This is a genomic window from Staphylothermus marinus F1 (genome assembly GCF_000015945.1).
GTDB classification, from domain to species: domain Archaea; phylum Thermoproteota; class Thermoprotei_A; order Sulfolobales; family Desulfurococcaceae; genus Staphylothermus; species Staphylothermus marinus.
Window position 1 is genome coordinate 1,451,366 of record NC_009033.1, and the last position, 19,813, is coordinate 1,471,178.

24 protein-coding genes are annotated in these 19,813 nt (G+C 35.8%); 15 read left to right on the forward strand and 9 right to left on the reverse strand.

Annotation, left to right across the window (positions count from 1 at the left end):
• Positions 1–20: 20 nt before the first annotated feature.
• A complete protein-coding gene (locus tag SMAR_RS07675; RefSeq protein ID WP_169696946.1) occupies positions 21–1,046 on the reverse strand; it encodes a potassium channel family protein in 1,026 nt (341 codons plus the stop codon).
• A gap of 317 nt (positions 1,047–1,363) precedes the next feature.
• Here SMAR_RS07675 and SMAR_RS07680 point away from each other — a divergent pair, with 317 nt between their 5' ends.
• Complete coding sequence (locus SMAR_RS07680) at positions 1,364–1,561, forward strand: winged helix-turn-helix domain-containing protein (RefSeq protein WP_011839762.1); 198 nt, start codon at positions 1,364–1,366, stop codon at positions 1,559–1,561.
• A 54-nt stretch (positions 1,562–1,615) separates the two neighbouring features.
• On the opposite strand, the gene SMAR_RS07685 is transcribed toward SMAR_RS07680, so the two are convergent.
• Positions 1,616–1,954, reverse strand: coding sequence for a DUF7980 family protein (locus SMAR_RS07685; RefSeq protein WP_011839763.1), 339 nt, complete (start codon positions 1,952–1,954; stop codon positions 1,616–1,618).
• A 160-nt stretch (positions 1,955–2,114) separates the two neighbouring features.
• Here SMAR_RS07685 and SMAR_RS07690 point away from each other — a divergent pair, with 160 nt between their 5' ends.
• The 6 genes from SMAR_RS07690 (at position 2,115) to SMAR_RS07710 (ending at position 6,123) form a co-directional block, all read left to right on the forward strand.
• On the forward strand, positions 2,115–3,683 hold the full coding sequence (locus tag SMAR_RS07690) for an HD domain-containing protein (protein ID WP_244372403.1): 1,569 nt from the start codon (positions 2,115–2,117) through the stop codon (positions 3,681–3,683).
• A gap of 153 nt (positions 3,684–3,836) precedes the next feature.
• Positions 3,837–4,010 (forward strand): hypothetical protein, encoded by a 174-nt coding sequence (locus tag SMAR_RS08580; protein ID WP_169696947.1) that lies wholly within the window; start codon positions 3,837–3,839, stop codon positions 4,008–4,010.
• Between the two features lie 266 nt (positions 4,011–4,276).
• Positions 4,277–4,540, forward strand: a complete 264-nt coding sequence (locus tag SMAR_RS07695) for a hypothetical protein (RefSeq protein ID WP_052833872.1) — start codon at positions 4,277–4,279, stop codon at positions 4,538–4,540.
• Complete coding sequence (locus tag SMAR_RS07700) at positions 4,537–4,974, forward strand: hypothetical protein (protein WP_011839766.1); 438 nt, start codon at positions 4,537–4,539, stop codon at positions 4,972–4,974. Before SMAR_RS07695 ends, SMAR_RS07700 begins: the two co-directional genes overlap by 4 nt.
• Positions 4,971–5,390, forward strand: a complete 420-nt coding sequence (locus SMAR_RS07705; protein WP_011839767.1) for a hypothetical protein — start codon at positions 4,971–4,973, stop codon at positions 5,388–5,390. Before SMAR_RS07700 ends, SMAR_RS07705 begins: the two co-directional genes overlap by 4 nt.
• Complete coding sequence (locus SMAR_RS07710; RefSeq protein WP_244372405.1) at positions 5,341–6,123, forward strand: hypothetical protein; 783 nt, start codon at positions 5,341–5,343, stop codon at positions 6,121–6,123. Before SMAR_RS07705 ends, SMAR_RS07710 begins: the two co-directional genes overlap by 50 nt.
• Positions 6,124–6,131: 8 nt before the next feature.
• Here the strand turns inward: SMAR_RS07710 and SMAR_RS07715 are convergent, their stop codons facing one another.
• Both SMAR_RS07715 and SMAR_RS07720 read right to left on the reverse strand, forming a co-directional pair.
• Positions 6,132–6,533: a hypothetical protein gene (locus tag SMAR_RS07715; protein ID WP_011839769.1), complete on the reverse strand. Its 402-nt coding sequence runs from the start codon at positions 6,531–6,533 to the stop codon at positions 6,132–6,134.
• Between the two features lie 40 nt (positions 6,534–6,573).
• Complete coding sequence (locus SMAR_RS07720) at positions 6,574–7,188, reverse strand: site-2 protease family protein (protein WP_011839770.1); 615 nt, start codon at positions 7,186–7,188, stop codon at positions 6,574–6,576.
• 99 nt (positions 7,189–7,287) lie between these two features.
• Between SMAR_RS07720 and SMAR_RS07725 the strand changes: the two genes are divergently transcribed.
• From SMAR_RS07725 to SMAR_RS07735, 3 genes are read left to right on the forward strand one after another with little or no spacing between them, the layout of a single operon-like run.
• A complete protein-coding gene (locus tag SMAR_RS07725) occupies positions 7,288–7,842 on the forward strand; it encodes a nicotinamide-nucleotide adenylyltransferase (protein ID WP_011839771.1) in 555 nt (184 codons plus the stop codon).
• Between the two features lie 31 nt (positions 7,843–7,873).
• Positions 7,874–8,533, forward strand: coding sequence for a YkgJ family cysteine cluster protein (locus SMAR_RS07730; protein WP_011839772.1), 660 nt, complete (start codon positions 7,874–7,876; stop codon positions 8,531–8,533).
• Between the two features lie 20 nt (positions 8,534–8,553).
• Positions 8,554–9,465, forward strand: a complete 912-nt coding sequence (locus tag SMAR_RS07735) for a biotin--[acetyl-CoA-carboxylase] ligase (protein WP_011839773.1) — start codon at positions 8,554–8,556, stop codon at positions 9,463–9,465.
• 2 nt (positions 9,466–9,467) lie between these two features.
• Here the strand turns inward: SMAR_RS07735 and SMAR_RS07740 are convergent, their stop codons facing one another.
• Together SMAR_RS07740 and SMAR_RS07745 are read right to left on the reverse strand one after the other, a co-directional pair.
• Positions 9,468–10,838 carry a TldD/PmbA family protein gene (locus SMAR_RS07740; RefSeq protein ID WP_011839774.1) on the reverse strand — a complete coding sequence of 457 codons (1,371 nt, stop codon included), beginning with the start codon at positions 10,836–10,838 and terminating at the stop codon, positions 9,468–9,470.
• A gap of 1 nt (position 10,839) precedes the next feature.
• Positions 10,840–12,246, reverse strand: a complete 1,407-nt coding sequence (locus tag SMAR_RS07745) for a TldD/PmbA family protein (protein ID WP_011839775.1) — start codon at positions 12,244–12,246, stop codon at positions 10,840–10,842.
• 221 nt (positions 12,247–12,467) lie between these two features.
• Between SMAR_RS07745 and SMAR_RS07750 the strand changes: the two genes are divergently transcribed.
• The 3 genes from SMAR_RS07750 to SMAR_RS07760 all read left to right on the forward strand — a co-directional run bounded on the left by SMAR_RS07750 (position 12,468) and on the right by SMAR_RS07760 (position 15,703).
• Positions 12,468–12,917: a hypothetical protein gene (locus SMAR_RS07750; RefSeq protein WP_011839776.1), complete on the forward strand. Its 450-nt coding sequence runs from the start codon at positions 12,468–12,470 to the stop codon at positions 12,915–12,917.
• A gap of 236 nt (positions 12,918–13,153) precedes the next feature.
• On the forward strand, positions 13,154–13,387 hold the full coding sequence (locus SMAR_RS07755) for a hypothetical protein (protein ID WP_011839777.1): 234 nt from the start codon (positions 13,154–13,156) through the stop codon (positions 13,385–13,387).
• Positions 13,388–13,396: 9 nt separating this feature from the next.
• Positions 13,397–15,703 (forward strand): DEAD/DEAH box helicase, encoded by a 2,307-nt coding sequence (locus tag SMAR_RS07760; RefSeq protein WP_244372408.1) that lies wholly within the window; start codon positions 13,397–13,399, stop codon positions 15,701–15,703.
• A gap of 116 nt (positions 15,704–15,819) precedes the next feature.
• Here SMAR_RS07760 and SMAR_RS07765 read toward each other — a convergent pair whose 3' ends face one another.
• The 3 genes from SMAR_RS07765 to SMAR_RS07775 all read right to left on the reverse strand — a co-directional run bounded on the left by SMAR_RS07765 (position 15,820) and on the right by SMAR_RS07775 (position 17,320).
• Positions 15,820–16,587 (reverse strand): hypothetical protein, encoded by a 768-nt coding sequence (locus SMAR_RS07765; protein ID WP_011839779.1) that lies wholly within the window; start codon positions 16,585–16,587, stop codon positions 15,820–15,822.
• A gap of 89 nt (positions 16,588–16,676) precedes the next feature.
• A complete protein-coding gene (locus SMAR_RS07770) occupies positions 16,677–16,979 on the reverse strand; it encodes a hypothetical protein (protein WP_011839780.1) in 303 nt (100 codons plus the stop codon).
• A 50-nt stretch (positions 16,980–17,029) separates the two neighbouring features.
• Positions 17,030–17,320, reverse strand: coding sequence for a hypothetical protein (locus SMAR_RS07775; RefSeq protein ID WP_011839781.1), 291 nt, complete (start codon positions 17,318–17,320; stop codon positions 17,030–17,032).
• A 288-nt stretch (positions 17,321–17,608) separates the two neighbouring features.
• Here SMAR_RS07775 and SMAR_RS07780 point away from each other — a divergent pair, with 288 nt between their 5' ends.
• Together SMAR_RS07780 and SMAR_RS07785 are read left to right on the forward strand one after the other, a co-directional pair.
• Complete coding sequence (locus tag SMAR_RS07780) at positions 17,609–19,252, forward strand: hypothetical protein (RefSeq protein WP_011839782.1); 1,644 nt, start codon at positions 17,609–17,611, stop codon at positions 19,250–19,252.
• A 39-nt stretch (positions 19,253–19,291) separates the two neighbouring features.
• Positions 19,292–19,783 carry a Tfx family DNA-binding protein gene (locus tag SMAR_RS07785; RefSeq protein WP_011839783.1) on the forward strand — a complete coding sequence of 164 codons (492 nt, stop codon included), beginning with the start codon at positions 19,292–19,294 and terminating at the stop codon, positions 19,781–19,783.
• Positions 19,784–19,813: the final 30 nt, after the last annotated feature.

Below are 19,813 nucleotides of genomic sequence, written 5' to 3' on the forward strand. Positions count from 1 at the left end.
TTTGTTTTTATCTTAATTGTTTATGTAGTGTTTTCTTTTTCTCCCTTAACAGCTACTAGTGATTCGTTTTCATGCACTGTTGTTTCTGGGTTTGGTGCTATTATGTATTCATTGTTTGTTTTTACATATGCTATTATTCTGTAACGATATTTTTTATCTTGATTAAGGATTTCTTCTATTTCTCTAATTGTTTTTCTTTCTAGTTTCTTGTTTATTTTAATCTGTATTAAGTCTCCTTTTCCCCGAGCCGATATAATATCGGATAATACTAGTAGTACTCCGGGCTCAAATAGTGCAGAGGTTATTGTTCTTCCAAGCATTCTCGTTGATATTACTGTTTTTGCACCTGCAGCTCTAACTAGTTCCTCTGTCTTAGAATCAGATGCTACTGCGTAGATGTTTATATTGGGGTTTAAATATTTGATTAGAAGAGTTGTATGTATTGTTCTACTATCATCTCTTAAGCATAGGAAGACATGTTCAGCTTTTTCTATCCCTGCACGCTTTAATACCTCAGCATTACTTGGATCACCTACTAGGAAATCAACATCACTTATACTCCTAGGTTCTCTTGGCGTAACCCAGCCAACTTCGTCCAAGTAATTATTAGCTATCAATTCATCTATTATCTCCCTACAAGAATCACTATCCCCAATAACAAGTATCTTCTTATTCTTCAAAGGCGCTCTCCCCAAGCTCCTCCTAATACTTTTAGACAGGAACCAATCAGCTATAACTGATACTGTTAAAGTATATGCTAGAATACCCATAACAGCGGAGAACCCAGCAACAAGCCAGCCAAGCCCTCTAACAGGTGTAATGTCTCCGTAACCAATAGTAGCCATAGTTATAATGCTCCAGTAAAGACTTGCAATAATATCTATCTCCTCCCTACCAGCAAAAATGTGCTCACTATAATAAAACAATAAACCATTAACAAACCATGTAGTAACAAAGAAGAGGACAACATAAAACATACGAGTCCTAGCAATTCTTTTAATGATCCTGTGCTTAGCTAAAATCCTATAAATAATAAACGACACCATAAAACCTCCCATTTACCTATTCTCTATGTATAAGTGAATACTGTAGCAAAGTTCTAATAAAACTTAATATTTATCGATGACCGATGCGGATAAAACATTAGTTTCCATATTTAATGATCGAGTTTTTCGATAAACAATCATTGATGCATGCCCCGTTTAGACTTGGGCATAGTTTCAATATTCTTATCTGGGAGGAGAGGTTTTCTATTAGAAAAAAGCCTTTTTGAAGCGTGGAAATAGTGTTTTCTGGGATCAAATTTAATAACCATGAAGTAATAAGGATCATGTAGTTAGAAAGTATTTGTAGGGTGTTGTTCATGAGTGAGAGGAAAACGGCTAAGGAGATAATATTAGAGGTGCTTAAGAAGGAGAAGAGACCATTGTCTCCTAAGGAGATTCAGAAAATAACAGGGTTAAACTATAATACTATTCGTGGTAGACTTCAAGATTTGAAGAAGGCAGGACTCGTTGTTAGAACTGAGAAGGGCTGGATATATAAGGAGTATGCTAAGTAAAATTGATTTATACCTATATAATCCAAATAATTATTTTTTAAAACATTGTTTCCCTTAATGTATTGCGGGGATATTTTCTAGTACAATATATGCTATGATCGAGTAAAGTATTGTTAATAGTAGGTCTCTCAACAAGTTTTTCTTGTTAACACCTGTAATGCTTATCTTCATCAATATTATTCCAGCAATATTTGTTAACGCATAGCCTGCGCTGAATAATATTGCGAAATCAATTCTTATCAAGCTATGTATAAGGACTGCGAACAAGTATGCTAATGGAATATTTATGAATAAATCATTCCACCATGAGAGAGGAGATAATATATATCCTGCTAAGAACACTGCTGACCTAACCACTACTTTTAACTTACCTAAATATTTAAGCGATAACAACCCAATGATCCCATTATAACCTTGTATATCCACCCGTATTACACATGTATTACCGGGTTCTATTATAAGGAGTAAGATAGATCAGCTATCATGGCATAAACAATATAAAGCTTTCTGATCATTAGGTATTACCAGCCAGTACATAATGGTTGATGTAGCCATGTTAAGACATAAAGATGTTGCGGCAAGATACGAGCACAAGTTTACATGGAAAGAAATAAGTGATCCAATATATGGATACACATATTTCAACAGGGAAATAGAAGAGAAAATTATAAACAGCCTCATACTTCAAAGACTAAGATATATATTACAACTACAAACAGCCCACCTAGTATATCCTGGAGCAGTTCATACACGTTTCCAACACGCAGTAGGAGTAATGCATCTAGCCGGCTTAATGGTTGAAGACATTATTTCAAAAATACTAATATATTATGGAAAAGAATACTTGGAAGACTATGATCCAGACTCATTAATACAAGCAGTAAGACTTGCAGGACTACTCCATGATGCAGGACATGCTTGTTTTGGACATGCATTCGAAGAAGCACTACTATGGGGCAACAATAGGGTTCCCATAGAAGTTAATAATCATGAAAAAATAGGCTATAAAATAGTGCAACTATTACTGGAGGATAAGATTAGAGAATTCGAAGACACATATGGACTGGGTCATTTATACGATATATTAATGAGTATATTGGACCCCGATGAGCCCAGGGATAAAATACTCTTAATCATGAGGTGGTTGATAAAGGATAGCTTGTATCCAGCAGATATTCTTGATTTCCTACGTAGAGACAGCTATTATACTGGAACAAATGAGTATGGATACATTGATTATGAGAGACTCTACAAGAATACTTATCCATACTTTGAAAACAATAAACCTCTCCTCCTACTAGACAGGAATACTTGGGGAGAGTTTAGAGCTTATCTATATGCTAAAGCAAACATGTTTGAACACGTATATTATCATAGTGTTAACAGAGCTTTCGACAAATTATTAAAAACTATTCTTAGAAAATTAGATGAAGAACTAGATCTTACTGGTAGAGTAAATGATCTAGCCAAGGGCGATCCATATGGGTACTTGGCTCTAACAGATGTTAAAATGTATGATGTAATGCTTGAAAAAGCACTTAATACTAATGGTGAATTATCCAAGCTAACCTATAGGTTATTGATTGAGAGGAAACCAGAATGGAAGAGAGTGGGTAGAGAATATATTTTAAGCAGTTATCAAGGATCCTTAGCAGTTAAGCATATATTAAAACTAGTATTCGATAAAGAATATCGTAGAAGAATCGCTGATAAGATCAGGGAAGAAGTATATGATTCCTTAAAGGATAAAGGAGTTGATGAATCAGATATATGGATTGATGTACTAGATATATCACCTGTTCCAAGAAGCATTCTAATGCCTGGAAAAAGTGGTGGTGCAAACCTCTTAACACTACATATTGGGAAGAAGAAGGATAAACAAATCATTAAGGATAGAGACGTATTCTTAGTCGAGGAGGGTATACCGTTAATGATAATATTCAGAGCATATATTAGGAGAGGACTACACAGACTAGAATATGAATCAATAGTTACCGAGAAAATAAGGCAAACAGTAAATTCAGAACTAGGAATAAATATTGACGAGTACAAGAAGATAATCAAAGAAATATATAGTGAATTATCCCCCGAAAAATACGAAGAAGAAAAAATAACCGTTTAATAATAATAGACACCATTACTTTAATAAGCACTCAATTCTAGGGATTTAATAACATGTTCTGCTATTATTAATTTATTTGAAGACATAAATACATTGATATCCTAAAGCGATAAATTGAATATGTTAGAAATAGTGGTGGACAAGCTCTAAGTATTGATGCTGTACATATTAACGATAAACTTGTTACTGTTCAAAGCATTTACGATGCTGATGATCCTGATAATTTCAAATCACTATGAAATAGGATATGATCCAGGCACAGACAAAATTACTACATGGACTTTTCACTCAGGATACAAAGTAACAATCTGGTATATCAAACTATAATATCGTCACAATATTGCTATAATGGAAAAATCTAGTGTAGAGCAGAGAAAATGACATGCTCTGTAGAAAGATTATTTTTCACATGTAAAGTTTTCATTTCCTATAATGTTTCTTTGGGATAAAGATTATTGTGTTCCAAGGTATATTTACTTGATTTGTATGTGTATGGCAATTTTCTAAGAGTTTCGGGAATGTGTTGAACTTATAGATTTAATTGTCTCTTACTCCATAATTATTCCTATTAGAGTGAGTAGAGCTGATGTGGTATGGGTAAGATTGTTTTGTCTTTGAAACATAAGCCTGAGGAGTATAGTGTTTTGATAAAGGTTTATGGTGGTGATGGTGCATTAGTTAAGGAGGAAAGCATTGATCATATTAAACAGGTTATTATTAAAGCTGGAGAAGTTAGATTGTCTAGGCAATTGTCTCCGGAACCCCTTGTAGTAGTTATTGATGCTGAGAAACCATCTATAATGGTTAAGGAGGGAACACTGCTTTATATACGTGACGAGGGAGCTGGAAAACAATGAGTCAATATGTAGTTGGAGGCTTTAAGCTTGAGGAATCCCGTAGTAGGAGAGGGAAGCATATTGCGAAATCAGTAGCTTACATATATTCTAGAGATAAGGGATTCATACCTATAGATAAGGCTAGCGAATACATTGTGTCTCGAGAACCGGATAAACCAACATATGTTAAGGGGGAGGCTTGGAAGTTCTTCATAAGGCTTGGTCACGGCGAATATATTGTTTATGGATGGTTTGTACGTAATTTTCTAGGCAAAGTCAAGGGGTTTATCAGTGTATATAATTATAAGGGAGAACTTCTTTATCGAGCAAAATACTATGATGGTGTCCTTAGGAGAAGCATGGGGGACCCAATATATGCTTGGCTAGTAAGGTTATTTATTGAGAAAACCAAGCTACCAATAAAAAAGACGAGATTAGGTGATGAGAAGATATGAGTGAACTTCTCGATCTAGCTAAGAGAATGGTTAAAGCTTTCAGGACTTTTGAATGCTTTGTTTTCGAGAAGGAAGAGATCGATAAGGTTAGAGAGCTCTTGGTTCAAGCTGATATTAGAAGTCTTGTCAGGATAAGAAAAGCTGATCCAAGATATCCATATATATACGTAGTTGTTCCCTGGAGTAGGGAGTTTGAGAATATATGTGTGTCTAGAGTTAAGAAGATGCTTGCTGAGGGAAGAATTGATCGGGAGACATATAATAAGAGATATAATGAGATGATCACTCAGTGTATTAGGCATTATGAGAGGGAGAGGGTAAAAGAAATTATTGAGAAACTAGAAAGATATATTGGTAAAGGCTCAGGTGGAGGTTTTGGAGGAAAAACTACTATCTTTCCCCTCGAATTCCCGTAAATACTTAGCAATAGGTTATTTTCTAAGAATAATACCTATAGGAAACATTGTTGGTTCAGCACTTATACCTATTGGATGGTTCAAAATCAAGAATTGGGGTAAAAATACTCCTTACGATTTAGCATTTATTGGTTCAATTATAACACTTATCATACTCATCTATAGTAGTTTTATTGGCGGAGCAAATCTTCTCCCAGGAACGCAGAGTGTTCCACAAATACAGATAACGGGTCAAGAAACAGTATCTGAGCTAAAAGAGAAGATTATCCCATATCTACAGCAATTAGTTGATTTAATGAGGAATCCCAGTAGCTATATACCACCATTAATTATGGGGTTGGGAATTATGCTTGAATCATTTGGTGTGAGGAGATTGAGTAGAGATACTAGTAATGTTGTTTCCAAGTATTTATTCATATTAATGATTCTCCTAGCATTTCTCACAATGCTCTCATCACCCGCAACACTATATTCTGCTCAAAACTTGGAGAAGCTTATTCCACAAGTAGAATCTGCTGAAACACTAGATGATATAACATCTATTCTATCCATAGGATTACTTTCAGCACTAATCCCGGTTCTGATCGTTAGTGGATTAACTTTTATCATAGGATTGATCACATATATTATGCTCGGCTATAAAATATGGAAAATAGAGGAGCATGTGAAGAGAATAAAACTATTATCTGAAGTAGAGGAAGAGGAGAAGCCCAGCGAAGAATTATTAATATAAAACAATATTTAACCGTATACTAGCCTATATATGATTCTCCTTGAACCTTTATATTCATAGATTATTTTTAAAAGACACCCACTCCTTTCTTTAGATATATTGAACATAAAAGTTCTTGATTCATGTGGTTTTATTATGGTGTTTAATTGATAAATTGAATTACATATTGATACATTGATTATGAATACTTTTTCATCATAATTATTCGTTATATTAACCATTAATGTAGACTTATTCTCTAGTATATTGTATTGAATAAATAATCCACCCCTTATAGATGAGAAGTTATTTTTTAAGCTTGGATGAAATATTCGCGGTAGAAACACGGTTAATGAAAACATTATTGTTAATAGTAGTAATGCTACGAAAGGTTTAGCTAAAACAGATTTACTACTACTTATAACGCTCATACATTACCCTAATATATGTATGGAGACTATAAAAAGTGTGTTAGAAGATGGCGAATTGTAGAGTAATATATAGTCCTATCGAGAAAATAAACGATATAATCCACAATAATGGTTTCCAAGAAATAATCTTTGATCCATCTAGTGGAGGGATAGGTAATAGGTTAAAGAATGCAACCCAAGAATTAAGTATTGCTGTCCAATATGCGAGACTAAGTATTATTGAGGTACATAACATGGTTTTTAAGCAAACCACAACGATGAAGAAGGATATTGTTGCGAACAATATATTAGTTATTGGTCCAGCCAGTGATACTACTCCATTAATCCTCTTATTCTCCACTGGATCATAGTAGTGGCTTATAACGAGAGTATATCCAGGCATAATTATTTTGAATGGTATAATTGGTATAGCTGTTATAAGTGTTAATAATAACCCGGTAGGATCTAGGACATACCTGCTATAACAACCCATTCTCCGAGCACTCCATCTATGAGCTAGTTCGTGGGGAACCATAGCTATTATTGCCCCGATAGAAATGATCAAGAAAACAATGTATTCATGTGATAACAAGTAGCCTAATCCGAATACTAGGGATACAACAATAGATGCTATAATCAAAGATAATGCTTCGTTAAGCTTAATTATAGACGACACTTCTATCCACCATTCATTCTAGAGCTATCTATATAATTACTTAGAATAATATGTTTAATAACTGATTATATAAAACTCCATGGGTAGGCGGTGCTTTTAATGGTCGGTGTTGATGATAGATGCATGATGATAGCTAGGTTCCAGCCCCTCCACTATGGACATTTCAATGTGATCAAGTATTGTTATGAAAAATTCAAAGAGGTAATTATAATAGTTGGTATGGCTAGTCAGAGCCACACACCAGAGAACCCGTTTACAGCTGGTGAAAGAATAGAGATGATCCGAGAAACAATTAAGTGGGCAAAACTACCCCTAGATAAACTAATAACTGTGACTCTCCCAACTCTAGAAGTTAGTAGAGCAGCTGTTCATTATGTGAAACTATATAGTCCACCATTCAAATACGTTGTAACATTGAATCCTATTATTCAAAGAATATTCATTGAGGAAGGCTACCACGTTATACAGCCACCAATAGTTGAGAGAGGAAACTATAGAGGAACAGTTATTAGAAAACTAATAGCGAATGGTAGTGATGAATGGAAAAAGCTTGTTCCACCACCTGTTGCTGAAATTATTGAGAGAATAGATGGTATTAATAGGATAAGAATGCTTTACAAAGAGAAACTGCCAGGATACTATGTTACGGTTTAAAAATATTAACGCACCTAGTGGAGGAGCCGGTGTGTATAAGAGGTTTAAGTGTATTTTATGCGGCGATTGCTGCAGAGCTTCTCCAATATCTCTACTACCATATGAGGAAACTATTCTTAGACTACTAGCTGGAAAACTAGGATTACCGTATAAGAGCAGGATCGGCTATAAAGTATATGATGCTCGTCGTAGAGTAAATATTGTTTTAAGCTATGCTATGGAATTAATCGATGGTAAGTGCCCTTTTCTCACTAAGAGGAATCTATGCTTAATAAACAATATCTATAAACCATTGATTTGTAGAAGCTATCCTTATGTTCCAAAACAAGTAAGATACACTATAAGTACTGATTATAAAATAATATTTGCAATTGCCGATTATAGTTTAAGCGTTAAATGCCCAGTTATAGAGAATGATAAAGAATACATTAGTAGTTTGATGCAGAACACGATTAATTGGCCACAAATATATTTGCCAAACGAATACAAGGCTGCTAGAGAAATGGAGGAGAAACGTAATTTACTTCTTAAACTGTTATCCGATTTATGGAGGAAAGGAATAGTTGATTTAAAAGATGAAAAACCTAATGCTTCGGTAATTAACTTATATGATTTGCTGAGAATTTATTATCCAAACCTACCCTATATATTGGAAATCGATAAAATATATAAAAAGATGAAAAACCTCTAGTAATTGAGGGATGTAGTTTATTGATTAGCGAAGAAACAATTATTAAGTTATTGATAATTGATAAGCTTATTCATAGACAAGAATATGTGTTGAGAGAATTAGCTTGGGAAATAGGTGTACAGCCCGATCTCTTGGAGAGAATAGCTGATGATATGAGTAAGAATTACTTGTTAAATATTGAGAAAGGCAAAATTATATGGAATCCAGCAGATAATCCCAGCACATTGAAGCCTTGGGGATGGCTTCTCATACATAAACCATTGCTTGGCTCAACACAGGAGGCTGCTAAGGGGGCTAGTCCTTGGAGTGTTATTGTTGCGGAGTATATGTTGGCGGGTAGGGGTAGGCATGGGAAGAAATGGTATAGTAATCTAGGGGGTTTATGGGCTACGTTCAAAATATTAACTAATGCACAGACAGCTAGTATGGCACCTATAATTATACCTATTATTCTGGTCAGAATATTTAGGAAAAGCTATGATGTAGAGGCTAGCATTAAGTGGCCTAATGATATAATTATTGATAATAAGAAAATTGCGGGCATACTCATAGAGGGAGAAGCATTCAGGGATCAAATATTATTATATGTAGGTATAGGAGTAAACATTAACAATGATCCACCTCTCCCAGACACTATATCTTTGAAAAATATATTGAATAAACTAACACCTAGAAACAGGTTTTTATCATTATTAATTGGATGGATGAGCAGGATGGAAAAATTATCTCTAGAGCCAGAGAAAATAAGGGAAAACTATATGGAATACCTTGAAACACTAAATAGAAAAGTTCTAGTTAAAACTCTTCAAGGAGAACTAATTGGTAAAGCAGTAGATGTTAGAGATACTGGTGAATTAATCGTTGAGGTTGGGAGGGGGGAGAAAAAAGTTCTTGATCCAACTCTTACATTTGAGCTTAGACATATTGACTAATATTATTTACTAGCAATTCTCGCTTTCTCAACAATTATTTGCGGTGCATAAATGTTTTCTACCCTATAAGTCTCCTTGCTGACGCTGACTAATTGTTTTCCCAGCCAATCATAAATGTTTCCGCCAATAACCAGTCCCTTAACTGGATACTTTACTTCACCGTTTTCAACGTAGAATCCATGAGTAATTGTTGCTTGAACAGCTCCATTCACATAATTAGACATCCAATACCCGATCATTCCATGAATTATTATTCCTCTCCCAACATCTCCCAGCATATCATTTATATTAGTAGCGTTTTTCTCAGCTTTCAACACAAAGTTTGTTGGAGATGGCGAGGGCGGTGATGATGGTTGTCTACGGAAACCATTACCGGTAGATTGTTTGTTTTCTTTTCTAGCAGTATAGTAGTCATATAAGTATCCTGTCAGCACACCTTTATCGACAAGAGTTTTTGTCCTAGTAGGTATTCCTTCATCATCAAAGCTTCTTGTACCTATTCCCCAATTTATTCCTGGCTCATCTGTAATTGTTATGTTTTCTGCCAATACTTGTTTCTCTAACTTATTCTTTAATGGGCTACGGTTTTGTTGAATGTTCTGTGCTGAAAACGCTGGGATCAAAGCTGAGGATAAGAATAATGCTGTCATATATGGATCTATTACTACAGTGTATTCTCCGCTTGGAACAGTTTTTGCCCCGATAAATTTAACTGAGAACTCGCCTGCTCTTCTAGATTGCTCCAATATTTCATCGATATTTATTTTCCTACTGCTAAAATATGCGTTAAAACTGGATTCTTCACCGGCTTTTCGAGACTTGACAGTATAGATTAGTGATGCTATGGTGAATTCTTCATATATGTTTTCACCATAAGTATTTGCAACATATACTCCTCCAAGCCCTACTCTGAAGCTTCCCCTAGTAATTATTGATTCTTCAGCTCCACATTTTCTAGCAATATCGTTTGATTCATTGAAGGCTTGGATCATTATATCTATTGCTTCCTCAGGAGTGATCTTAGCGGTTTTCTCATCGTAGACGTCGCCCATAACCCCCCTACTATAACCTGTTGCAAAACCTGGCCAATACTTGTCTTCAGGCGATGCTTTTATCATGGATAATAATTGATCAGCTAGCTTAGAGGGATCAGCTTCTAAATCTTCTGAAGCAATCCCTGCAACTCTTCTCTGAATAGCTCCTCTAACACCATAGTTTACAACATACCTGGTAGTAGCTGTTTTCACATTATCTCGTGATACATTTATTAACATGTTCTTTGTCCATACACCATAGAACTCTGCTTCTTCAACTCCTCTCTTCAATAGCTCGTTGAATATCTTATCTGATAATTCAAGCATGTATTCACGCATATCAGCCACCTCCACCAATTGTTATTTCACGTACACGAACATGTGGTCCACCATCACCTACACGTGCTAATTGCCCAGCTTTACCGCATCCGCCGAAAACACTTGTTCTAACAACCAAATCGTTTGCGACAGCATCAACATTCTTCAACGTCTCCAAGATAAAGCCTGAAAGCATTACTCCGCGAACAAGTTTTGTTGGTTCACCATTTTCTATTAAATAGCTTGGGCCAGCTGTGAAAGTAAATGTACCCATTGCCGGATCTACTTCTCCACCCATAGCGCCTTTACCTCTAACATATATTCCCTTCCTCGTATCCTTGAATAGTTCATCTACTTTCCAATCGCCGGGCTCCATATATGTGTTCGTCTGCCTTACAAGGTGTGGGTGGGCATAAGTCATAGCTCGAGCATTACCGGTTGGTTCTTCACCTAGTTTTTCAGCTGTGGATAAGCTGTGGAGAAATGTTTTCAATACTCCTTTCTCAACTGTTTTAACTTTCTTCTTAGCTGTTCCTTCATCATCGTATGGAACATAGTATCCTCCAGCTATTCTGCCATCATCCACTATTGTTACATACTCACTAGCAACTTTCTCACCTATTCTATTCTCCAACACGCTTCCACCAGATTCAACAATATCACCCTCCGTTGCATGCCCAAATGCTTCATGTAGCATTAACCCTACAATCTCATTGTCCAGGATAGCGACATATTTACCTGGTTTAACAACGGGAGCTTTAGCGGCTTCTACAACAAGTTTAGCATTTTCTGATGCAAACTCCTCAATATTCATGTTCTTAATAAATTCCCATCCAGCAACATTTGATCTAGAATCCCATAATCTCTCACTAACTCCTTCAACCATTGATACAATAAATGCACCCACACCTATTAATCGAGTGGTAACATCTACGTAGTCTCCATTACTTGAAGCAATAATTCTATGATCAACCTCGTATCCATATCTAGGAATAACACTAACAACTCCCCTAACATTTTTACTAATATCATATATACTTTTCAAAACCTCAATCTTCTCGACTGGATCTATTTCTAAAGCATCAACAGCATAATGACTAATTATCTTATCCTTATAACTAGGCCTACTATATAGCTTGGTTTTAGAACCATGCAGACTCAACGCTTTAGCGTTTTTAACAGCTTCCACAACAGTTTTCTTGATCTCCTCCCAATCAAAAACATTCGTAGCAGCATACCCCATAAACCCATCAACAATAACTCTAACACCAACACCCCGCAACCTATTAACACTATACTCTCGTAAAACACCATTATCTAAAGTAATAAGCTCATATACTTTCTCATGAACCCTAACATCAACATACTCAGCACCAAGCTCCTCACCATACCTTATTAACCGGGCAAGATCTAGGCTGGATAAATTCATACCACATCATCTACTAGCACATATTCATTTAAACCATATAGAAATATGCAAGTTAAATGCTTTTCAAAAACCCATAACCCATTAATAAACGAGAAGATAAAACAAGCAATTATAGAGGGGGCCCTCGCAAACTATAGATAAATAAGCACTAAATCAGAGACTTTATTTTACTCAAACTAAAATAATATATATGAAAAACCGGGTTCTGGTTGTGATCGTATATGAAGGCTATTTCACCCGTTATTGCTACTGTTATTATTGTTGCTGTTGCTATTGCTATTAGTATTGCTGTAGCATTATGGATAACAGGATTAACATCTAGTTTTACAGGTGTTGAGAAATTAGAGGTGGTAAATGCTTATGCTGAATTAGATACTGCTAATAATCAGTGGATTGTGCATTTACATGTTAAGAATACTGGGACAAAGGCTGCTACAATAGACGATATATTCATTAATAGCAAACCTTACTCAAGCTATAATACTGCCACCAGTACCTATGTTACACTATCGGAAACATTACCTAAAACCCTAAATCCCGGAGAAGAATTAACAGATTTACAAATAACTATTAGTACGAATACCCCCGGTTTTGCTAGCGGCCAGACAGTTAGCATAGTTATTCATACTGCTAGTGGTGGACAATACCCAGCAACAGTAACATTACCTTAAAACAAATATTTTTTCAAACATTATTTGTCGGAGATAAACGTTTTAATTCTGCCCTCTATTAGAGCTAAACCTACATAATTGTATTCCTTAGATAGTTTTAGGGGATCGTTGGTGTATAGTGTTTTCTGTTTACCGGATGATCTCGGCTTTATATCTTGTCGTAATTAGTATTAGTTATTAAGTTATTAGCTAATCCTAATATTCAGTTGTATATAATATATTATGTGGTGTAGGAGATGGTTGAGGAGAAGATATGTAGTGTTGAGGGTTGTGGTCGGGGGGCTGTTAGGGAGATTAGTTATTTGGATGCTAAGGTTCTAGAGGAGAAGGCTGGGTTGAAGCTTAAGGTTTATCATGCTCATCCTCCTAGGAGACCTGGTGTTGTGTATTTGTGTGAGGAACACTATAAGTTGTGGAAAAAGCTTAGTAGGGAGGAGAGGAAGATCAGGGAATTATCTATGAAGGGCTAGATAATATTTTTGGGTAAGTTGTCAATGATTATTAGGGATCAATTGATCCTAAGCATAGACAATGATCTCCGGGATCTTATAAAGGCTAGAGATATAGGTGTTATCTATGTTTATCGTGAAGAAACAGGTGAGCCAGAGCCTGGTCCTAGTATTGAGGACATAGATTTACCTGAGCCATTACTTGAAGCTTTGAAGAAGAGGGGGATTAGGAGGCTTTATCGTTTCCAATACGATGCATATAAGAGTATATTGAATGGCGAAAACGTTGTTATAACAGCTGGTACGGGAACAGGCAAGACGGAGGCATTCCTGCTCCCAATCCTATCAAAAATATATGAGAAGAGAACTCCTAATCCGCAAGCAATGCTTGTATATCCGACAAAAGCTTTGGCAAGGGACCAGCTTCAAAGAATAAATGATTATCTAGGCTACGGTGTTTTCTCTGCAGCAGTATATGATGGTGATACTCCGCGTAGAATTAGGCAGAAAATATCTGCTAATCCACCCGATATAGTAGTTACTAATCCAGACATGATACATGTAGGCCTTGTTCTCAGCCCTACTATTAGGAGATTCGTTAAAGCTTCCCAGTTCATGGTTATAGATGAGCTACACGTATACGAAGGCGTTTTTGGATCAAATGTTAAATGTGTTTTCGAAAGAATCAATAAGTATCGGAGAAATAATCCACCACAATATATTGGTTCATCTGCAACAATTGGTAATCCAAGAGAACATGCTGAAACATTGTTTGGTGTCCCAGTAAAGGTTATTGAGGGACCGTTGAGAAGGAGGGGGATAGCTTATCATGTCCTTGTATCAGCTGGCAAGCTTAGTAGGTGGACGGTTACTGCGGCGTTAGCTTCTGTTCTTGCTCGTCGAGGACTTAGATTCATAGTATTTGTTGATAGTCAGCAAATGGCTGAATTAATAGCTAGGATTGCTTGGAGAAGCTATGGTGTAGATATAATGGTTCATAGAGCTGGTTTACCGGCTGATGAGAGGAAAATGATTGAGTCAAAGCTTAGAGCCGGAGAGATCAGTGGTGTCGCCGCTACACCAACGCTTGAACTAGGAATAGATATTGGGTTCCTCGATGCAGTAATTATGGCTGCTCCACCCCCTAGCTTCGCAAAATATTTGCAGAGAGCTGGTAGAGCTGGGCGTAGAGGTAGGAAAGGATATGTTTTCACAGTTTTAGCAGATGATCCTATTGATGCATACTATGAGCGGAATCCTAAGAGGTATTTTGAACAAGAAATCCCGCCACTATACATGGATCCTGAGAACGAAGAGGTTTTAAGGATTCATTTATTGGCTCTCCTATTAGAGCAGGGGAGGATTAGAAGAGACGAGTTGAAGAGGGCTTGGCTACGTGTTGCTGAGAGGCTTAGATATGAGAGACTAGTTGCTTGGGTTGGACCATATATTTATCCAAACTATAGGTTGGCGAGAAAAATTTTCATGGAATATATGAGTATTAGAGGTAGTGGTCCACAGGTTGTTATATATGATGTTGATGAGAAAAACATTGTAGGTTATAGAGAGCTTCCACAAGCAGTTCTCGACCTACATCCTGACGCGGTGTATTTGCTTAATAGAAGAGTATATAAGTCTATAGAAATCGATGTTGATAAGAAGATTGCACGAGTTAAGAGATTACCAGATGATACACCATACTATACTAGGCCACTCTATACTGTTGATTTGGTTGATTACAGTATATTAGCTTCTAGAACAAGTAGTAGAGGCATACCATTAGCTTATGCATGGGTAAAGCTCAGCATAAATGTTGAAGGATACATTGTTAGAAATTATTGGGAAACAGAAAAAGCCGGTATAAAGTACTGGTTTGATCACCCTATAACATATACTTATAATACAAAAGCACTACTATTAAAATATCCAGAGAATCCCGAATGGGATTATATGAGCAATGCCGAAGCTTTTCACGCAATAGAACACGCATTAATCTCTGCTGCCAGACCAGTATGTGGAGCAGCATTAGGTGAAATGGGGGGAATAAGTTATCCAAGCGGAGACATAGTAATATATGATGGAGCACCAGGAGGATCAGGCTTAGCCAAACTATTGTTCGAAAGATTTGAAAAAGCAGAAGAGATAGCTTATGAAATAGTATCAAAATGCGACTGCGAAGATGGGTGTCCAAGATGTATATATAGTCCATACTGTGGAAACAATAACCAAGTATTATCCCGTAGAAAAGCAACATATGTTCTAGGAAACATATTGAAGAGAGGAGCAGTAAAGGTTATGGAACCCATTAAGAATAGATATGGTAAACCAATTGTCTAGATATAGCTTAAAATCATTTATTAATAAAAAATATAGAAGGGATGACCGAGGCCTCTACTAGATGACCAAGCTTGTGAGAAGGGATGATTGTTTCACGGACCGGGGGACCCTTTTTTCTAACTATATCCTTTCTTCTTGTAAAAATATATTATAATGAGAAAAGCTAGAGTTAAGGCAATAATTGTTGGTAAAACCCATGTGTTAAGTGAAGGCTTTTTTCCCGTTACTGTGTTTGTGGTATTCGAGTTTTGCGTAGTTGTATTTGTCGCAGTAATAATGACTGGAGTGCCTGTGGATTTATTTAGTATAGTGTTAATGTCTGGTATACAATAGTAGTCTTTTAGATCGTTTATCGATGTATTTAAGACGCCGGCTTTTAGACTATTTATTATAAAACGTGGGTAATCAGCTTGTTTACCCGTAATATTGAATGATGAAACATATAGTTCTTTAAGCTTGGGAATATACGAGAGATTATATTCTCTAATAGAACAATTATCATATACAACAACAGCTCTACTAATATTAACATCAATGAATAAGCGGAACTTTAAATTAGGCTCATCACTATCCCCGAGATAATACCATTCATTTTGTGTTCCAAGCATTAAATACATAGAATAAGCTTCTTTATCAGGATCCTTTAATACTGTGATCCCATAAGCATATACTCCATCCGGTTTTAAATAAATAGATATCACACCATAGTTTCCAATTCTATAAATATTAATGTTCACATCTAAAAAGTATAAGTTACCCTGCTCCTTTATCGAGTATTCTTCTCTATACGCTGAAAATACATGTGTAGACTGAGAAATAATAAGTAATAATATGAAAACTAATATCATATATTTAAGAACATGTTTTCTCAATAAATTAAACATTATTTTAAGCCTCTGAAAAATGGTTTCATTTAAACTATTACTAGGATAAAATATCGTTCCTTATTAAAGTATTCATCTATCTCCATAAACTATGTTTTCTCTACTATAGTCATAGCAGCTACTCCGCTAACCAGTTCTGAAACCTTATTGGTAATGGTTTCTATGAGGGTTTCATATGCTTTTTCCTCTATTTTCAAATGAAGTAATTCGTCAACTTCAACATGTACACCGTTAACGCTTACAGAAGGTTTTGTGCCAGGCATATATACTTGTATAATATTTGCTTCAATACCTTCCTCTAATAGTTTAGATACTGCTACCGATACAGCATTAACAATTACTGCTTCCTCGGGGGATCCGTATACTACAGTTATAGTAATATTTTCTCTCACACCACTCACCATAGTGTATAGTAGTAGGAGATTTGTTGCTTGAATAATTTTTATGCTTCTGATTCAACTGGTTCTACAATATTTGTTAATGCTTCTATTTCATCCAGTAAATCATCTACATACTCGTCTTCATGATAATCAATTCCCAGCTCTTCTGCAATATGTTTCTTTATTGCTTTAAAACCTATCAGCAATAATAGGTCCTTCTGTGTCTTCACAGGTTTAGATAGGATCTCAGCCTCTTGGGCAACAATGTCTTCAAGCATTAACAAATATTTATGCTCGATAAAACCAGCTAACTCAATGCTTCTATCATATATTTCGCTCTGCTTAGTAGGCATTTATCTCCACCTCAACCATGATATGGTTTTTGAAAATATTTTTAAAACAAGTTTAGAGTGTTAATGAGATATTACATGTGTATATTTTCTGAATAAGCCGGAAACCAATTTTCTGTTTCAACTTATGTTTTAAGCATTTGTCTATGATTATTGATCTTATTCATAACTGTTATAGCACTCTTTTTATCTTTTCAAATGTATATATGCATAAGGGACGTATATGGATAACAGAACATGTAAATAGTTGTTTTAGAAGAGAAAACTTGTTTATATTGGAGGGAGTCGTTGATGTCTAAAGAAAATATTTCATTTGTAGATGTTTTAAAGGAGAAAATAATGTCTGGTTTTTATCCAAGTATATTAGTTGTAGATAAGTATCCATGGATCACTCCTACGATAATAGGTAGGTTAGCTGAAGAACTAGGTATTGATTTATTCGTTATCCTTACTAGTCAGCATGTCGTTCAATCGGTTGAGCAGAGTCTCCAGCATATTAAGGAGGATGTTGAGGATTTAGGCGCGATTATTCTTCCAGACTATGTGTTTGGTCAGTCTTTAGTAAAGGATAATGTTTTTGATACGGCGTTTACTCTTAACAATGTATTTAGTAAGATAAGTGATCAAGTGGAGAAAATAGTAGTTGATTTATCGGGTAGTGATGGAGCAATAGCTGCAACAACAGTTTACTCAGTCAAGAAAATACTTGGCGATAAAGCAGTATTCACAGTTGTAGACACTATTCCATTATATGGAATACCTGCTTATCCAGGTAGTCCTAGATGGCTCCACAAAGTATACGTATATGGAGATGCAGATATTAGGAAGAAGGGGTCAATAGTTGATGATTACCCAAAAAACATTGAGTGGAGAGGTAGTAGGGGAATATATATTGCTATATCAAAATTATTCAATACATTAACAAGATGTGGTTTCATAGAAACATACCATAATAGCAGGCGATACATGCCCGGTGAAAACAGTAAGTTAGAAGCATGGATAGAAACAATTGGTGCATTAGGGGAGAAGCGCAGGCTCTTAATGATTGAGGAGCTGAAAGGCCCTGATCAAAACACTAGTAACATGTTATATAATGCTTGGAAACAAATTTCTGAACTATTAGATATGACTATTGGCGATAAAGATAAGCAGAGCATTGATAGATTAGTTATGCAGATTCAAAGATATGTTGGCGCAGCTGATCTGATAATTAAAGAATCTGCTTCATCTAGTCCCCAATGGTTTGATCATGAAGGCGAGAAGCTTCACAGAATAATTCTTAGATCAACAGGTGAAAGAAACAAATTAGCGGTTGTTCCAGACACTAATCTATTCTATCAAGGACTACATATGGTATTGCTTAAAGCAAGTATAAGACAAGGTTCTCCCTGGAGCACTCTACGGAATATCTCGGTATATATTCCAAGATGTGCTGAAACAGAAATTAACGGTAAAGTTGCAGAGACTAATCCTGATGCAGGGGGATTACAGCGTGTATCATATATTATGGCTTTACTAGCTAATAGAGCATTGCTCGAGACAAAATATTATTATGACGCTAAAACATTATCGGCAACGGCACAGCCTTGCGAAGCATCAATGGCTGTTGAAGCACCGAATCTCCCGGAACACAGAATATTATTGATAACAGCTGATCACAAAGCATTTACTGCTTGGCAAACACTAAATGTTTGTAGAGGAAAAGTTGCATGCGCATATATTGGACACAGCGATAAACCATTAGATACAGATACAATATATGGTAGATTCTATGCCAGCATAGCCTCCAGCATATTATTATATGTATCCAGCTTATTCCTCCCAGTAACAGTTAAGGGATCAAGTGGCGAAGCTAGATTAATCGTTAAAAACTTAAAAGGCTCATCAGCACCAATAGTTAGCGTTCATAGAATAAGGAATGACGAGAAATTATAAACATTTTTACTATTCATAAATACATTGTGTGAGCAAAACATGAAGGAGAAGTATGGTTTCCTGACAAAGATACAGCTATTATCTCTATACTATAAATCTAGAGGCTATAGTTATCGTAGAATAGCTGAGATAATTGGTACAAGCCATCAAAACATAGCAGTAGCTTATAGGAGAGCATTGAAGAACATAGAATTATCTGAAAAAACAATTCTCTACTATAAACTTTCCACAGCAAAATTCATAGCACTTATTAATAAAGGAACACATTTAGCAGAGATACCAAAATTAATTATTGAAGAATGTGATAAGAGAGGAATTAAGCTAAGAGCAGACTTTACATTAATCTTCAAACAAATACGTTTCTACACCCCTCAATGCGTGTCTGGTTCACGGCTTGCTGGAGAAATAATAGTGGTTGTAGATGAACATGGATTTATCCAAGTATATTCTTACCGGGAAGTAAAAGATATTATTAAGGATATAGAGAAAACCCTTGGCAAACAAATAATCAGTATAAAGCATGGATACTAGTTAAAACAACACCTTACATAGCCATATATA

What these genes read in the sequence shown, in the direction of transcription:
- SMAR_RS07675 (WP_169696946.1), bottom strand. Translation starts at nt 1,046, where the DNA reads ATGGTGTCGTTTATTATTTATAGGATTTTAGCTAAGCACAGGATCATT.
- SMAR_RS07680 (WP_011839762.1), top strand. Translation starts at nt 1,364, where the DNA reads ATGAGTGAGAGGAAAACGGCTAAGGAGATAATATTAGAGGTGCTTAAG.
- SMAR_RS07690 (WP_244372403.1), top strand. Translation starts at nt 2,115, where the DNA reads ATGTTAAGACATAAAGATGTTGCGGCAAGATACGAGCACAAGTTTACA.
- SMAR_RS07695 (WP_052833872.1), top strand. Translation starts at nt 4,277, where the DNA reads ATGGGTAAGATTGTTTTGTCTTTGAAACATAAGCCTGAGGAGTATAGT.
- SMAR_RS07700 (WP_011839766.1), top strand. Translation starts at nt 4,537, where the DNA reads ATGAGTCAATATGTAGTTGGAGGCTTTAAGCTTGAGGAATCCCGTAGT.
- SMAR_RS07705 (WP_011839767.1), top strand. Translation starts at nt 4,971, where the DNA reads ATGAGTGAACTTCTCGATCTAGCTAAGAGAATGGTTAAAGCTTTCAGG.
- SMAR_RS07715 (WP_011839769.1), bottom strand. Translation starts at nt 6,533, where the DNA reads ATGAGCGTTATAAGTAGTAGTAAATCTGTTTTAGCTAAACCTTTCGTA.
- SMAR_RS07725 (WP_011839771.1), top strand. Translation starts at nt 7,288, where the DNA reads ATGGTCGGTGTTGATGATAGATGCATGATGATAGCTAGGTTCCAGCCC.
- SMAR_RS07740 (WP_011839774.1), bottom strand. Translation starts at nt 10,838, where the DNA reads ATGCGTGAATACATGCTTGAATTATCAGATAAGATATTCAACGAGCTA.
- SMAR_RS07745 (WP_011839775.1), bottom strand. Translation starts at nt 12,246, where the DNA reads ATGAATTTATCCAGCCTAGATCTTGCCCGGTTAATAAGGTATGGTGAG.
- SMAR_RS07750 (WP_011839776.1), top strand. Translation starts at nt 12,468, where the DNA reads ATGAAGGCTATTTCACCCGTTATTGCTACTGTTATTATTGTTGCTGTT.
- SMAR_RS07755 (WP_011839777.1), top strand. Translation starts at nt 13,154, where the DNA reads ATGGTTGAGGAGAAGATATGTAGTGTTGAGGGTTGTGGTCGGGGGGCT.
- SMAR_RS07765 (WP_011839779.1), bottom strand. Translation starts at nt 16,587, where the DNA reads ATGTTTAATTTATTGAGAAAACATGTTCTTAAATATATGATATTAGTT.
- SMAR_RS07775 (WP_011839781.1), bottom strand. Translation starts at nt 17,320, where the DNA reads ATGCCTACTAAGCAGAGCGAAATATATGATAGAAGCATTGAGTTAGCT.
- SMAR_RS07780 (WP_011839782.1), top strand. Translation starts at nt 17,609, where the DNA reads ATGTCTAAAGAAAATATTTCATTTGTAGATGTTTTAAAGGAGAAAATA.
- SMAR_RS07785 (WP_011839783.1), top strand. Translation starts at nt 19,292, where the DNA reads ATGAAGGAGAAGTATGGTTTCCTGACAAAGATACAGCTATTATCTCTA.